Annotated in this window: 13 protein-coding genes; 5 read left to right on the top strand and 8 right to left on the bottom strand. The window is 41.3% G+C overall.

What is annotated here, in order from left to right; translation table 11 throughout:
- Positions 1 to 699: 699 nt before the first annotated feature.
- Both ACWQ4X_RS12840 and ACWQ4X_RS12835 read left to right on the top strand, forming a co-directional pair.
- A complete protein-coding gene (locus ACWQ4X_RS12840) occupies positions 700 to 2,343 on the top strand; it encodes a nitrite/sulfite reductase (RefSeq protein ID WP_457903906.1) in 1,644 nt (547 codons plus the stop codon).
- Positions 2,336 to 2,821 carry a DUF934 domain-containing protein gene (locus ACWQ4X_RS12835; RefSeq protein WP_457903905.1) on the top strand — a complete coding sequence of 162 codons (486 nt, stop codon included), beginning with the start codon at positions 2,336 to 2,338 and terminating at the stop codon, positions 2,819 to 2,821. Before ACWQ4X_RS12840 ends, ACWQ4X_RS12835 begins: the two co-directional genes overlap by 8 nt.
- A 93-nt stretch (positions 2,822 to 2,914) precedes the next feature.
- On the opposite strand, the gene ACWQ4X_RS12830 is transcribed toward ACWQ4X_RS12835, so the two are convergent.
- From ACWQ4X_RS12830 to ACWQ4X_RS12820, 3 genes are all read right to left on the bottom strand, one after another.
- On the bottom strand, positions 2,915 to 3,361 hold the full coding sequence (locus tag ACWQ4X_RS12830) for a VOC family protein (protein ID WP_457903929.1): 447 nt from the start codon (positions 3,359 to 3,361) through the stop codon (positions 2,915 to 2,917).
- Between the two features lie 147 nt (positions 3,362 to 3,508).
- Positions 3,509 to 4,684 carry a thiolase family protein gene (locus tag ACWQ4X_RS12825; RefSeq protein WP_457903904.1) on the bottom strand — a complete coding sequence of 392 codons (1,176 nt, stop codon included), beginning with the start codon at positions 4,682 to 4,684 and terminating at the stop codon, positions 3,509 to 3,511.
- Between the two features lie 100 nt (positions 4,685 to 4,784).
- Complete coding sequence (locus tag ACWQ4X_RS12820) at positions 4,785 to 5,303, bottom strand: GspH/FimT family pseudopilin (RefSeq protein ID WP_457903903.1); 519 nt, start codon at positions 5,301 to 5,303, stop codon at positions 4,785 to 4,787.
- A gap of 376 nt (positions 5,304 to 5,679) precedes the next feature.
- Here ACWQ4X_RS12820 and omp38 point away from each other — a divergent pair, with 376 nt between their 5' ends.
- Entirely contained in the window at positions 5,680 to 6,696 is a 1,017-nt protein-coding gene (gene omp38 / locus ACWQ4X_RS12815; RefSeq protein WP_457903902.1) for an outer membrane protein Omp38, read from the top strand.
- 143 nt (positions 6,697 to 6,839) lie between these two features.
- On the opposite strand, the gene ACWQ4X_RS12810 is transcribed toward omp38, so the two are convergent.
- Positions 6,840 to 7,958 carry a PilT/PilU family type 4a pilus ATPase gene (locus ACWQ4X_RS12810; RefSeq protein WP_100242153.1) on the bottom strand — a complete coding sequence of 373 codons (1,119 nt, stop codon included), beginning with the start codon at positions 7,956 to 7,958 and terminating at the stop codon, positions 6,840 to 6,842.
- A 29-nt stretch (positions 7,959 to 7,987) separates the two neighbouring features.
- Positions 7,988 to 9,025 carry a type IV pilus twitching motility protein PilT gene (locus tag ACWQ4X_RS12805; protein WP_100242154.1) on the bottom strand — a complete coding sequence of 346 codons (1,038 nt, stop codon included), beginning with the start codon at positions 9,023 to 9,025 and terminating at the stop codon, positions 7,988 to 7,990.
- A gap of 123 nt (positions 9,026 to 9,148) precedes the next feature.
- Here ACWQ4X_RS12805 and ACWQ4X_RS12800 point away from each other — a divergent pair, with 123 nt between their 5' ends.
- A complete protein-coding gene (locus ACWQ4X_RS12800; protein WP_457903901.1) occupies positions 9,149 to 9,835 on the top strand; it encodes a YggS family pyridoxal phosphate-dependent enzyme in 687 nt (228 codons plus the stop codon).
- A 360-nt stretch (positions 9,836 to 10,195) separates the two neighbouring features.
- Here the strand turns inward: ACWQ4X_RS12800 and ACWQ4X_RS12795 are convergent, their stop codons facing one another.
- From ACWQ4X_RS12795 to ACWQ4X_RS12785, 3 genes are all read right to left on the bottom strand, one after another.
- Entirely contained in the window at positions 10,196 to 11,662 is a 1,467-nt protein-coding gene (locus ACWQ4X_RS12795; protein ID WP_374529727.1) for an amino acid permease, read from the bottom strand.
- A 17-nt stretch (positions 11,663 to 11,679) separates the two neighbouring features.
- Positions 11,680 to 12,696 carry a methyltransferase gene (locus ACWQ4X_RS12790; protein WP_457903900.1) on the bottom strand — a complete coding sequence of 339 codons (1,017 nt, stop codon included), beginning with the start codon at positions 12,694 to 12,696 and terminating at the stop codon, positions 11,680 to 11,682.
- Between the two features lie 67 nt (positions 12,697 to 12,763).
- The gene (locus ACWQ4X_RS12785; protein WP_457903899.1) at positions 12,764 to 14,134 is read right to left on the bottom strand and encodes a uracil-xanthine permease family protein; all 1,371 of its coding nucleotides are present in this window, start codon (positions 14,132 to 14,134) and stop codon (positions 12,764 to 12,766) included.
- A gap of 170 nt (positions 14,135 to 14,304) precedes the next feature.
- On the opposite strand from ACWQ4X_RS12785, the gene typA reads away from it, so the two are divergent.
- On the top strand, positions 14,305 to 16,134 hold the full coding sequence (gene typA, locus ACWQ4X_RS12780; RefSeq protein WP_100242160.1) for a translational GTPase TypA: 1,830 nt from the start codon (positions 14,305 to 14,307) through the stop codon (positions 16,132 to 16,134).
- Positions 16,135 to 16,166: the final 32 nt, after the last annotated feature.

The following is a 16,166-nucleotide window of genomic DNA, read 5'->3' as shown; positions in this document are numbered from 1 at the left end:
CTGTATCTTGAATAAAAAAGCCTGATTCGTCAGGCTTTTTGTTGTCTGAATTGGGAGGTGAAAATAAAAGTGTGTCTTCGCCTGTAAGTGATGGAGCAATGCATGTCAATCAGGCGGATTCATGAATTTTCATTAAGTGAGTTTTTGAAAGTACAGCACATCACTTAACTGAAAGGGCATTTTTCTGAAGATAATTGGCTTGTTCGACTTTATTGAGCCTATGGCATGAGCTTGCTCAATCGTGTTTCAGTCATCTAGATTCTTTTCAATTTTTTCTAGAGATGATCTTTTTGATCAACAGTAGGGTTTTAAAGTTAAGACGTTATAGCGCATGTATTGGCTGATGATCGAAAATTATTAATATGATGATGTGCGTTCACAAGCGCTGCCGATTTTAAAATTTATCTCTTGAATTTGCTTTGTTTTGCTCATCGAAGAAAGTCATGCGAGTTTTAAAATTAGCCTGAATCCCAATAAAATCGGGTATTGTCTGTTGCAAGACCACGTTATATCAATTGTTCATAACTATCTAATAAAAAATAATTAAAGTAAGAAAATCTGCAAGGATTTGAGCTGAATGCCACGAATATTTATCTTTATCAATAAAACCGCTATGAAATATGTAAAAAACGCATTTTGTTGATAGTTTAAATGTCGTTATGCTGTCAGTCGTTATAATGAAACTACTAGCTGTACGCCATGTATTTATATACTGATTTTGATCAGCAACTGATCAATGAACGTGTTGCACAATTCCGTGACCAAACGGAACGTTATTTAGCGGGTAAACTCACTGAAGATGAATACCGTCCGCTACGTCTCCAAAATGGTTTATACGTACAACGCTATGCGCCAATGTTACGTATTGCTGTTCCTTATGGTTTGATGAGCTCTATGCAGTTACGCAAGGTTGCGGAATTGGCGAAAGAATATGACCGTGGTTATGCACACGTGTCAACACGTCAAAACATTCAGTTTAACTGGCCAGCACTTGAAAACGTGCCTAACATGCTTGCCGAATTGGCAACTGTACAAATGCATGCCATTCAAACTTCAGGTAACTGTATTCGTAATACGACGACTGACCAATATGCGGGTGTTGTGGCAGGTGAAATTGCTGACCCACGTCCGACTTGCGAATTGATTCGTCAATGGTCAACGTTCCATCCAGAATTTGCGTTCTTGCCACGTAAATTCAAAATCGCCGTGTCTGCTTTAGAAGAAGTCGATCGTGCTGCAACCTCATTCCACGATATCGGTGTGTATATTGTGAAAAATGAGGCAGGCGAGATTGGTTATAAAATCAAAGTGGGTGGTGGTTTAGGTCGTACGCCAATCATTGGTTCAATCATCAAAGAATGGTTGCCACGTGAAGATTTGATTGCTTATCTTGAAGCGGTACTGCGTGTGTATAACTTGCATGGTCGCCGTGACAACAAATATAAAGCACGTATCAAAATTTTAGTAAAAGCATTAACGCCTGCAGTGTTTGCTGAAAAAGTGGAAGCAGAATTTGCTCACACTATTAAAACATTAAAAGTCGATGCTGAAACTTTAGCGAAACTTGATGAAGAATTTACCCCATTTGCTTATCAACAATTGGCGGATGAAGACTTCACAGCATTGTTTGCTGAACATCCGAAGTTCAAACAGTGGTTTAACATTAATACCAATGCTCATAAAGTCGCTGGCTACCGTGTTGTCACCATTTCACTAAAACGTGCGGGTATTGCACCAGGTGACGTGACCACTGAAGAAATGAATTTGATTGCCGACCTTGCAGACAAATACACGTTCGGTGAATTACGTACCACGCATGAACAAAACATTTCTTTGGTTGATGTACCGCAAAAAGATTTGTTTGAATTGTGGCAAACCCTAGAACAACACGACTTGGCGCGTGCGCATATTGGTTTTATTACCGATATTATCTGCTGCCCAGGCGGTGATTTCTGTTCATTGGCGAATGCGAAATCGATTCCTATTTCTGAAGCGATTTCACGTCGTTTTGACGATCTAGATACGGTTTACAATTTGGGTCATATCGACTTGAATATTTCAGGCTGTATGAATGCCTGTGGTCATCACCACGTGGGTAATATTGGTATTTTAGGTGTCGATAAAAAAGGCGCTGAATTCTACCAAATTACTTTAGGTGGTAATGCAGACCATGATGCTTCAATTGGTGACATCTTAGGACCATCATTTGCAGCTGAAGCTGTGCCTGACATCATCGAAGAAATTTTGAATACTTATCTTGATTTACGTCAAGAAGGTGAAGAGTTCATTGAAACTTACCGCCGTGTTGGCATTCAACCATTTAAGGAGCGTGCTTATGCTTAATACCGCACTACAAGTGCTCTCTAAAGATGGCACTGTTGCAGACAATAGCTACCAGTTGATTGGTGAAGATGCTGTATTACCGCAAGGTGATGTGGTGCTGACTGTTGAACAGTTGGATCAGCTTGCCAACATTACAGGTAAAAAAGCGTTATTGATTACGGTTGATGCTTCTCCTGAAGTAAATGAATTTCCGTTAGACCAGTTAGATGCGATCTTTATTGATTTCGCTGGTTTTAACGATGGTCGTGGTTATTCATTTGCAGCATTGTTACGTCGCCAAGGTTTCCAAGGTGAATTGCGTGCCACAGGCGATGTGTTTAAGGATGTCTTAAACTATATGAAGCGCTCTGGTTTCGATACTTTCGTGATTAAAGAAGGTAAAGATGTTCAGGAAGCTGCGGCTGGTTTAGGTGACTTCACCAATCCGTACCAAGCATCAACTGCGGTTGCTCAAGCAAGTTATCAAACTGGGGCTTAAGTCCTTTAGTTAGAAAAAAGCCAGATTTAATCTGGCTTTTTTATTTTTAGATTGATGCTTTTTTATAAAAATAAAACTTTATTTCATAAAAGTTTACATCTCTTCAATTTGGCAATTCACCATCCATTTCACTCCAAATTGATCAGTAAAAGCACCATACAGCGCACCCCAAAAAGTTTTTTCTAAGGGCATTTCAATCTGACCATTGACAGAGAGTGCCTCAAATAAGCGTTTGGCTTCATCTTGCTCATGTTTATCCAGATTAATTGAAATGTAATGATTGGTACCTTTTACAAAAGGATGGTTGGCTGCACAGAACTGTTCGGTGGTATCTGACGCCATTAAAATTGTAAACTCATTAATCGGCAACGAAACATGCAGAAGATAATTTTTTTCGGCATCACTGAGATTAGAGTTTCCATCAGAAGGCATTTCGCCATAACGCTTCAATATGGCAAATTCACCACCAAAGACGGATTTGTAAAAATTAAATGCAGCCTCGGCTTCACCCTGAAAATTAAGATAATGGTTGAGTAGCATTGTTATAAGTTCCATTTTTTGTTTTGAGTGATTTAATTTATCAGCCTCCATGCAAAAGACGAATGAAAAATATGTAAGCATAAAAAATCCCCCATGAAAGGGGGATTTTTAACTTACTCAATCAATGAGTAACGGTACTTTTTTAACTTAAAGCAATTCAATTGCAACAGCAGTCGCCTCACCACCACCGATACATAAAGCTGCAATACCTTTTTTACCGCCAGTACGTTTTAGTGCGTGAATGAGAGTCAAAATAATACGTGAGCCTGTTGAACCTACAGGGTGTCCAAGTGCGCAAGCACCACCATTGATGTTGACTTTCGCTGGATCAAGTTTGAAGTCATCCATTGGACACATGGTGACCATCGCAAAGGCTTCATTGATTTCCCAAAGATCAACGTCTTTCGCATCCCAACCTGTTTTCTTCAAGACTTTCTCAATGGCACCTACAGGAGCAATCGTAAACTCAGAAGGGTGTTGAGAGTTTGATGCATAAGCCAAAATTTTAGCCAATGGCTGTAAACCTTTTGCAGATGCATTGTCAGCTGAGGTTAAAACTAAAGCTGATGCACCATCAGAAATTGAGCTGGCATTCGCTGCTGTAATCGTGCCGTCTTTTGCAAATGCTGGACGTAAAGTCGGAATTTTATCGATATTGGCATTAAACGGTTGTTCATCTTTATCGATAACAACATCACCTTTACGGGTTGAAACAGTTACAGGGACAATTTCATCTGCAAAATAACCTTCTTGAACTGCAGTTTGCGCACGTTGTAAAGAACGAATTGCAAACTCATCCATTTGCTCACGTGTATAGCCACGCGTATTAGCCATATCTTGTGCAAATGAACCCATTAAACGACCCGTTTCAGCATCTTCTAAGCCGTCTAGGAACATGTGATCTTTAACTTCACCATGACCCATTCGGTAACCAGCACGCGCTTTGGTTAATACATAAGGTGCATTGGTCATCGACTCCATACCCCCTGCAACCACGATTTCAGCGGAACCAGCTTTAATCATATCCGCAGCTTGCATCACTGCTTTCATGCCAGAACCACAGAGTTTGTTAATTGTGACGGCACCTGTTGAGTCGGGTAGACCCGCTTGACGCATGGCTTGACGTGCAGGGCCTTGTTTAAGACCAGCAGGCAAAACACAGCCCATAATGACTTCTTCTACATCGCTAGGTTGTAAACCAGCGCGAGCAATGGCTTCTTTAATTGTTGTTGCGCCAAGTTCTGGTGCCGTCAAGCCAGATAAACTTCCTTGAAAACCGCCCATGGCAGTACGTGCACCATTTACAATCACGATATCAGTCATTGATCTCTCTCCGAATCTCTATAATCAATTTTTATCAATCCACAGCAGTATATTGAAAACTGCAATTTAAAAGTTGTTTTTGCAGTTGACTCATCGGTTTTCAACAACGAGACAGATCTTCACTGCGTGAATTTCCCATTTTGTTGAGAATGATTTTTAAATTTTTTGATGTGGATGAGCAATAATAAAAGCTGCCATTGGAGCCTATAGGGAGACCATGTTCAGCCATGAAACTCAGACTTGAAAAATGAAGAGTACCTCGCCAATTCAAGGTACCGTAATATAAATTGGTTTGTTCTTTTGCAATTAGGGATTCATTGTAATCCACTTGTCTATTCTTATTTAAATCGAGAAATACAATAAAGCCTTGCCCCCACATTGAATCTTTGCAAGAAAGCATGTCAATGGATGGACAGATTACGACGTTTGTGTGATGAATCACAGCATGTTGTTTAGCTAGTTGAATATTATTGCTAATTAGTCTGAAAACAAGATGACGTTCTTGGCTTGATTTAAATTGATGGTAATAAGGCAAAGCTAACGTAATTAGTATTGACAAAACCAATACGGTGATGGCAAGTTCTACTAATGTAAAAGCCATATATTTGTTGAGGTGCATAAATAACAACCTAAGTATCTGTATTATTTAATTTAATAATGAATATTAATGTCTTGTTTTTTATTCATTTTATAATGAAAAATGTGTTTCTCTACCAATAAGAAAATGCTATAGTGAAACGCAAGTGACAATAAGCTATTCTTAAAAATAAAGAGACCATAAATTTACTGAACTACAACTGAAATTGTAAGTAATTTTGTCAATAATTTACTTGATTAAAATTATCAAACACTTGGACAAACGAACTCAGTGTTTGTATTATTCAAGGTGAGTAGCTTAAAAATAAAACTGGGGTATTTAAAAAAGCCTATCTCAGGATAGCAAAAATTTTAGGCTTAGCTTGAACAACAATTGTTTATCTCTGGAGGATAAATCCATGAAAATGAGTCGTATTGCTTTAGCGATCCTCGTTGCTGCACCTTTGGCTGCTGCTAACGCAGGTGTAACCATTACTCCTTTAATGCTTGGTTATACTTGGCAGGATTCTGAGCATAATAATGACAAACTAACTAGTCATGCTGAATTACAAGACGACATGTTCGTTGGTGCAGCACTTGGTGTTGAATTGACTCCATGGTTAGGTTTTGAAGCTGAATATAACCAAGTGAAAGGTGACCTTGATGGTACTCCTGTAGCTGGTGCTGAATATAAGCAACGTACAATTGCAGGTAACTTCTACGCTACTTCTGATTTGTTTACTAAAAACTACGACAGCAAAATCAAGCCATACGTACTTTTAGGTGCTGGTCAGACTAAAACTGACTTTGATGGCATTTATGAAGATAAAGAAGACACAATTGGTAATGCTGGTTTAGGTGCTTTCTGGCGCTTAAACGATGCTTTATCTCTTCGTACTGAAGCCCGTGGTACTTATGACTTTGATGAAAAGTTCTGGAACTACACAGCTTTAGCTGGTCTTAACGTTGTTCTTGGCGGTCACTTAAAACCTGCTGCTCCAGTCGTAGAAGTTGAGCCAGTTGCTCCAGTTGAACCAGTTCCTGAGCAATTGACTGAAGATCTTAACATGGAACTTCGTGTGTTCTTTGATACGAACAAATCAAACATCAAAGATCAATACAAACCAGAAATTGCTAAAGTTGCTGAGAAGTTAGTTGAATATCCAAACGCTACTGCTCGCATCGAAGGTCACACAGATAATACTGGTCCACGTGCACTAAACGAACGTTTATCTTTAGCTCGTGCTAACTCTGTTAAATCTGCTCTTGTAAATGAATACAACGTAGATGCAGCTCGTTTGTCTACTCAAGGTTTCGCTTGGGATCAACCGATTGCTGATAACAAAACTAAAGAAGGTCGTGCTATGAACCGTCGTGTATTCGCGACAATCACTGGTAGCCGTACTGTTACAGTACAACCTGGTCAAGCTCAATAATTCATTATTGATTTTGATTTGAGAAAGCAGCCTTAAGGCTGCTTTTTCTTTGCTTTATGAATTATAAAAATGAAAAAAGAGTTTGTCTCAAATTAAAAAACGAGCCTATTGGCTCGTTCTAAAAATGATAAGTATAGCTCTATTTATTGACCATCGAAGGTAATGTGTGAGCTGGCATTCATTAAGCGATCCGCACCTTCTTCTGAAAGTTTGATTTGTAAACGTAGATCGTTTGGCGAATCGGCATGTTTCAGAGCATCTTTATAGGTGATTTGTTTGGCTTTATAGAGATCATAGAGTGCTTGGTCAAAGGTCTGCATGCCCAGTTCACGTGAACGTTTCATTAAATCTTTAATTTCATGAATATCGCCTTTGCGGATCAAGTCAGAGATTAAAGGGGAGTTGATGAGAATCTCAATTGCAGCACGTCGTGAGTTACCGTCAACTGTTGGGATGAGCTGCTGAGCCACCATCGCTTTTAGGTTCAACGACAAGTCCATGAACAATTGTCCATGACGATCTGCTTCAAAGAAGTGAATAATACGATCAATGGCTTGGTTAGCGTTGTTGGCGTGTAATGTGGCAAAAACCAAATGTCCAGTTTCTGCAAAGGCGATGGCATAGTCCATGGTTTCACGTGAACGAATCTCACCAATCAGGATGACATCGGGTGCTTGACGTAAGGTGTTTTTCAAGGCAATTTCGAAAGAATCCGTGTCAATGCCTACTTCACGCTGGGTAATAATACAGCCTGCATGTTCGTGAATAAATTCAATCGGGTCTTCAATGGTAATAATATGACCTTTAGAGTTTTGGTTACGATAACCAATAATTGAAGCCAAAGAAGTCGATTTACCAGTACCCGTCGCACCAACAAAGATAATGATGCCGCGTTTGGTCATGGCTAAGTCTTTCAACACAGGAGGAAGTTTAAGCTCATCCATGGTTGGAATTTTGGTTTCAATACGACGGAGTACCATACCGGGTTGATCACGTTGTTGAAACGCACTAACACGAAAACGTGCTGTTTTTTCGCGATTCATGATCGCAAAGTTACATTCACGAGTCTCGGTAAATTCTTTACGTTGCTTATCGCTCATAATTGAATTGATTAGTTGTCCAACGATCTCGCCAGTCAACTTGGTCTTTGCAACAGGTACAATTTGACCATTAATTTTCATTGAAGGTTCAACTTCTGCCGTGACAAAAAGATCCGAGGCTTTTTGTTGAATCATTAAATTGAGTAAGTCGTTAAAGTCCATAACCTTATCCTAATTCCGTTTCAGTATTCTTATAAGAATGATTCTGGTTGTTTAGCAACAGTACGTGCTGTTTGAGGACTGATGACACCTTTAGATACCAGTGTTTTCAGGCTCTGATCTAAGGTGGTCATACCATAGTTGGCACCGGTTTGAATGGCAGAGTACATTTGTGCCACTTTATTTTCACGAATCAAGTTACGAATCGCAGGAATACCAATCATAATTTCATGCGCAGCGACACGACCACCGCCATTTTTCTTTAAGAGTGTTTGTGAAATAACCGCCTGTAATGATTCCGAGAGCATGGCGCGAACCATGTCCTTTTCTTCGGCAGGGAATACGTCAATGACACGGTCAATGGTTTTCGCTGCGGAGGTGGTATGCAGTGTTCCGAAAACCAAGTGACCCGTTTCAGCAGCAGTTAAAGCAAGACGAATGGTTTCAAGGTCACGCATCTCACCGACCAGAATAATGTCAGGGTCTTCACGCAATGCTGAGCGGAGTGCTTCATTAAAGCCATGCGTATCACGATGCACTTCACGCTGGTTAATTAGACATTTTTTGGATTGGTGTACAAATTCGATTGGATCCTCGACTGTTAAAATATGGTCATAACGTCGATCATTAATGTAGTCCAGCATTGCGGCTAGGGTTGTTGATTTACCAGAACCAGTCGGACCTGTGACCAACACGATGCCACGAGGGTAATCACAGATTTCTTTAAAGATATTGCCCAGACCAAGGTCGTCCATGGTTAAAACTTTAGATGGAATGGTACGGAATACAGCACCTGCACCGCGGTTCTGGTTAAATGCGTTCACACGGAAACGGGCAACTCCAGGAACTTCAAAAGAGAAGTCAGTTTCCAGTTGTTCTTCATAATCGCGACGCTGTTTATCATTCATAATGTCGTACACCAGTTTGTGTACTTCTTTATGTTCTAATGCAGGCAGGTTGATACGTCTTACTTCACCATCTACGCGAATCATTGGAGGCATACCCGCAGATAAGTGTAAGTCGGAAGCCCCGTTTTTTGCCGAAAAAGCCAATAATTCTGTAATATCCATGAATTCCCCGAGATCATATAAATCTTAATTATTTTGATAGAATAATAAGGCTTTCCTGCTGCTTAACCAACAGTTAGAGTTGCTGGAACGTAAAAAAAGATGAATGAAATGAGAAGATCGTCAATGAATAGTTTGAAAGAGTCGCGAAATCAGGTTTTAGAGCAAATAGAGGCTGCTTGTTCAGGTGCTGGACGTGAAGCTGAAACGGTACAATTACTTGCGGTTTCAAAAACTCATCCAAGTGAATCATTGCGTGAGATGTATGTAACAGGGCAGCGTGCATTTGGAGAAAACTATCTGCAAGAGGCACTGGAAAAGATTGAAGCATTGTCGGATTTAGACATAGAGTGGCATTTTATTGGGCATGTACAACGGAATAAAACCAAGCATTTGGCGGAAAAATTTGCATGGGTGCATGGCGTGGATCGTTTGATTATTGCAGAGCGATTATCGAGTCAGCGATTAGCGACACAGCCACCTTTAAATATTTGTCTACAAGTGAATATTGATGGGCAAGATACCAAAGACGGATGTCAGCCAGAAGAAGTTGCGCAGTTGGTCGGTCAAATCAGTCAGCTTCCTCATTTAAGATTGCGTGGCATTATGGTGATTCCAGCCCCAAACAATACATCGGCCTTGATGGAGGCAAGAAAGTTGTTTGATCAAGTCAAAGCACAGCATGCACATCCTCAAGATTGGGATACTTTAAGTATGGGGATGTCGGCTGATCTGGATGCTGCGATTGCAGCAGGTTCGACCATGGTGCGGATTGGCACAGCATTATTTGGTGCACGTGACTATTCAAAATAAAATTGTGAGGGGTATTTGTAGGTTTTGGCTGACAAGATTTGCGCCTTTTGGCGTCTAGTTACCCTCTTTGATTCTTTCTATACTGAACTCATCAGGAACAGGATGTTTCCTTAGAATAACAATAATAGTGGTGAATGGATGCAATACGGTACGACAGGAGTTATGCCGCAGCAAGATCTAAAAAAGCCCCGACAGGATGTCGGGGCTTTTTAGTTTGAGCCTCATTTTGATTAGCAAAGCTTGGATTTATGCTAAAAACAGGGAACTCCAATCATCTTTATAATAGAGTCTTTCATCATTTCAAAATAGGCATGAAACGGACAATAAAAAACAGCCCGTAGGCTGTTTAATCGCTTGAACTTAATCTTCACGATCAATGTTCATTGGGGTTACATCCATTTCTTTGTAAGAAATTAACTTGGTTTTATATTTCCATTTATAACCTAGCCAAATTACCAAGAATAAGAAAATACCGATATAGGTTGATAAAACTGATAACCACTCACCCGCAAGTACCGCTTGGTAATTCTGACCTAGGACTACAATTGAACAGAGGATAAAGGCAAACCATGGTGCAAAAGGGAAGAATTTGGCCGTGTAAGCCAAGTTTTCCAATTTATGTCCTTGAGCGATATATCCTTTACGGAAGCGATAGTGTGAAACCGCTATTCCCAGCCAAACGATAAAACCACACATCCCTGACATGTTGAGTAACCAGTTGAATACTTGTTCTTCACCAATAAAGGTGGTCAGGAAGCACAGCGCAGCAATTGCTGTAGTGGCATATAAGGCATTCATTGGCACACCGCGTGGGTCTAGTTTGCCAAACCAAGCAGGTGCACTGCCATGACGTGCCATGTTAAACAGCATACGGGTTGAGGTATACATGCCTGAGTTGCCCGCAGAAAGAATCGCAGTCAAAATTACCGCATTCATTAAGCCTGCTGCGAAAGCAAAACCAGCTTTTTCATAGAGCAAGGTGAATGGTGAAAGGGTAATGTTTTCACTCGATGCTGCTTGTAATAAACGTGGGTCATCATAGGCAATCAGCGTACCGATGATAAAAATACACACGATATAAAATAACAAGATACGCCAGAAGATTTGTTTGATCGCAACAGGAATGGTCTTTTTCGGATCTTTGGATTCACCCGCGGCAACACCAACCATTTCAGTGCCTTGGAAGGAGAATCCTGCAATCATGGCAACCCCAATCATGGCTTGTAAGCCCCCAACAAAAGGTGCTTCGCCTTTTGTCCAGTTGCCAAAAGTCACCATATCTGGTGTCAGCATGATTTTTACAATCATGGCGAGACCAATGATGATGAAGGCGATAATCGCAATCACTTTAACCAAGGAGAATAAGAATTCACTTTCACCAAAACCTTTTACGGTCATGGCGTTAATGGCAAAGATAATTGCAAGGAAGATTGCACTCCAGTAAAACCCTGGGATGTCAGGGAACCAGAATTTCATGATGAACTGTACCGCAACCAATTCAAATGCAACGGTAATTGCCCAGTTGTACCAGTAGTTCCAGCCCAGTGCAAAACCAAATCCACCTTCGACATACTTACTGCCGTAAGTGAAGAATGCACCAGATGTTGGGTTATGCGTAGCTAGTTCACCTAAGCTGGTCATCAAGAAGTAAATCATTACCCCAATTAAAGCATAGGCCAGCAAAGCCCCGCCGGGACCTGCATTTGCAATAGTTGCTCCTGATGCAAGGAATAGACCTGTACCAATGGAACCACCAATCGCAATCATATTCAGATGGCGTGCCCCAAGCTTGCGCTTTAGATGGGTAGATTGATCAATCTCGCTCATGGTTTTCCTTATTCACATTATTTCGCACAGGCATAAAGCACCTTAAAGCCTTGTTGATCAGCTTTTACAGTACATTGACCAAAATGCTGTTCAATCAAAATTGGATAATTTAAAAAACGGTTCGCCACAATCCAAAGTTCACCGCCCGAGTTCAGATGTTGTTTGGCTTCATGACATAAGCCTTCACTGGCATCGTAATTGGTGTGAATACCTTGATGGAAAGGAGGGTTGCTCACAATCGCATCCAAGTTGAATGGGGCATCACTAAAACTGGTTACAGCCTGAATCTGGAGTTGTGAAGCAGGAATTGAATTACGTTCAAAACTCAGTTGTGTGGAGTGCAATGCAAAGGCATCTACATCCATCGCAATGATTGAATGTGCAGGATTAAGCTTGGCTAAATAGCAGCTAATCACCCCGGCTCCACAACCAAAGTCGGCGAGTGTACCCGATTTTACCTGTTTTAGGTAAGGCAAAAGTACGGCTGTGCCGACATCGAGTTTAGTTTGACTAAACACACCAGGCAGGGCGCAGATTTCAATCTTCTGATCATCTAATTGAATTTCATAAGATTTAACCCAAGCTTCTAGGGGTTTCAGTTGTTCAGTTTTATTCAGTTGCAGTTGCCAGAATTGACAATGTCGTGCACTGTCCAGTTTTATGGCTTTACCATAAGGCAGTAATTGTTTAGCAGCACGCTCTACACCACCTTTTTTCTCGCCCACCAGAAACACTTGCTGACCAATTGATAGATGGCTGACGGCAACATGCAGGATATAATTCAACAATTCCTTAGACTTAGGAACAAAAATAACCACCTGATCTACGGTTTTTTCTGGAAAATGGATACCAAAATGAGCGTCTAAGCCCATTTTAAGGAAGCCTTGATAATCGGCATAATTCCACGTCCAGATGGATGCTTCAATATTGCTGTCTAATTCTTTTAATAGTTGATCGTGAGGCGTATGGATAAACAGCACGCGTCCTTTGAGTTGATCTTGTTGTCGAATAACGACTTCACTACGTGGATCCATAAAGGAATGCTCCATTGAAAAACACTGCCCAGACAAAGCTGGGCAGTGTTTAAATACGGATTAAATTTTATTTCTTCGTTTCAGGAAGCACAATATTTAATACCAGTGCGGCAATACCACCCGTCGCAACACCTGAACTAAAGATGTTACGGAAAAGTTCTGGAAGATGTTCCAAAATTTGTGGCACTTGCGCAACACCCAGACCCAGTGCCAATGAGATGGCAATAATCAGCAGCGCACGACGATCTAAATGAACCCCTGCAAGAATGTTAATCCCTGATGCAGCCACGGCACCGAACATGACCATTACTGCACCACCGAGTACGGCTTGCGGAACAGCTTGAATCACGCCTGCAACGGCTGGCAATAAGCCTAAAATCACCAATAGGGCCGCAATCCAAATCCCGACATAACGGCTGGCAACACCAGTCAGTTGAATCACACCGTTGTTTTGTGCAAAGACTGAGCTTGGGAAGGTGTTGAAAATACCCGCAAGGAAAGAGTTTGCACCATTAACCAAGACACCGCCTTTAATGCGTTGCATCCAAGTTTCACCATCGACTGGCTGGTTGGAAAGCTTCGAGGTTGCCGTGATATCACCAATCGCTTCTAAAGAAGTCACGAGGTAAATAAAGGCTATTGGAATAAATAGACTCCAAGAGAAGCTGAGTCCAAAGTGCATTGGTGTCGGGACTTGGATTAAAGGTGCATCTTTAAGACCAGAAAAATCCAGATGTCCCATAAAGCCCGCAAGGGCATATCCCGCAACCAAGGCAATCAGGATCGCTGAACTTTTTACCCAAGTAATACGGATACGGTTCAACAAGATAATTAAGCCGAGCACTGTACAAGACATAATTAAGTTGTCGGTATTGGCAAATGTATTGTTCGACATGGCTTGATAGCCACCACCCATGCTGATTAAGCCTTCCTTAATTAAAGTCAGACCAATCAACAACACCACAATGCCTGTGACCAATGGGGTAATCAGCATTTTGATCCAAGGTAAAATACGTGACACACCCATCTCAATGAATGAACCTGAAATCACCACACCAAAAATTGCGGCCATGACCGATTCTACAGGTGTCCCCGCAGCCACCATGGCTGAACCAATCCCGATGATGGGACCAATGAAGTTAAAGCTGGTGCCTTGAACAATCAATAAGCCCGCGCCAAAGGGTCCAACTTTTTTACATTGTAAAAAGGTTGCGATGCCCGAAATTACCAAAGACATGGATAAAATCATGTTGGTGTCTTGTTTTGAAACACCTAAAGCTAAACAGATCAGTAAGCCGGGTGTAACAATTGGGACAATAATTGCGAGTAAATGTTGGAAGGCTGCAAGAAAGGCAATAAAGGGTTGTGGGCGGTCATTTAAACCGTAGACCAAATCGAGCTGATCTGGTTGATTGGGAGAGAGATTTTGATCAGACATATGTCAAAAGGCGTTAGCAAGATGGCGCTATTCTAATCGAGATACACAGCTTTACAAAACAAAATGCCGATCAGTCGTTAAAAAAAATGAGCTTGTCAATAAACTGTCACTACTAAAATCTATAATTTTTCTGTATAATTTGCCCTCAAGTTTTAGGCTTATCGAATTCTATGTCAGATATCAAAAATCTCCGCAATATTGCAATTATTGCCCACGTCGACCACGGTAAAACCACACTTGTCGATAAATTACTTCAACAATCAGGTGCTCTTGGTGATCGCGCAGGTGAGATTGAGCGTGTCATGGATTCGGGCGCTATTGAAAGTGAACGTGGTATTACCATTCTTGCAAAAAACACTGCAATCAAATGGTTAGATGCACGTACGAATACTGAGTATCGTATTAACATCGTCGACACCCCTGGACACGCCGACTTCGGTGGTGAAGTTGAACGTGTAATGTCGATGGTTGACTGCGTACTTCTTCTTGTTGACTCTCAAGAAGGTCCAATGCCGCAAACTCGTTTCGTAACGCAAAAAGCGTTCGCGCGTGGTTTGAAGCCAATCGTAATTATCAATAAAGTAGACAAGCCAAGCGCGCGTCCAGACTGGGTTATTGACCAAGTATTTGATTTGTTCGACAACTTGGGCGGTACTGATGAACAGCTAGACTTCCCAGTTGTTTATGCATCTGGTCTACGTGGTGTTGCTGGTCCTTCTCCAGAAGAATTGGCTGAAGACATGACGCCATTGTTCCAAACCATCGTTGACATTGTTGAACCACCAGCAGTTGATGTTGATGGTCCATTCCAAATGCAGATTTCTTCGCTTGACTATAACAGCTTCGTAGGTGTTATCGGTGTTGGTCGTATTCAACGCGGTTCTGTAAAACTTAATACACCTGTAACTGTGATTGATAAAGACGGTAAGACGCGTAACGGCCGTATCTTAAAAATCATGGGTTACCACGGTTTAGAGCGTATTGATGTTGATTCTGCTCAAGCAGGCGATATCGTATGTATCACAGGTATTGACGAACTTCATATTTCTGACACGATTTGTGATCCGAAAAATGTTGAAGCTTTACCGCCATTGTCTGTAGATGAACCTACAGTGACCATGACTTTCCAAGTAAACAACTCACCGTTTGCGGGTAAAGAAGGTAAATTCGTCACTTCACGTAACATTCGTGAACGTTTAGACCGCGAATTGATTCACAACGTAGCATTACGTGTAGAAGACACTGACAGTCCAGACCGTTTCAAAGTTTCTGGCCGTGGTGAACTTCACCTTTCAGTTTTAATTGAAAACATGCGTCGCGAAGGTTTCGAAATGGGCGTATCGCGTCCACAAGTAATCTTGAAAGAAGTTGATGGCGAAAAGCAAGAGCCATACGAAAACGTAACGTTTGACGTTGAAGAACAGCACCAAGGCGCTGTAATGGAACAAATGGGTAACCGTAAAGGCGAAATGACCAATATGGAAGTTGACGGCAAAGGTCGAATCCGTATTGAAGCAACTGTTCCTTCACGTGGCTTAATTGGTTTCCGTTCTGAATTCTTGACCATGACTTCTGGTACAGGGATCATGACTTCAAGCTTCTCTCACTACGGTCCAATGAAACAAGGTACTGTTGCGAAGCGTCAAAACGGTGTATTGATTTCTATGGTTCAAGGTACTTGCTTGGGCTATGCATTGTTCAGCTTACAAGACCGTGGTCGTCTATTCGCTAAACCACAGTTAGAAGTTTACGAAGGTATGATCGTAGGTATTAACTCACGTTCAGACGATATGGTAGTTAACCCAACTAAAGCGAAACAGTTAACTAACGTACGTGCTTCTGGTACGGATGATGCGTTGACTCTTGTTCCTGCGGTTGAATACACGCTAGAACAAGCGCTTGAGTTCATTGAAGATGATGAATTAGTTGAAGTAACTCCTAAGTCAATCCGTATCCGTAAGCGCTGGTTGACTGAAAACGAACGTAAGCGTAACAAATAAGTTATTCTTATTTTCTGATGATAAAAAACCGC

This window comes from Acinetobacter sp. NigerLNRRAM0016 (assembly GCF_054112845.1).
The sequence above is the reverse complement of the archived record's forward strand: the minus strand, read 5'-3'. Positions and strand labels throughout refer to the sequence as shown.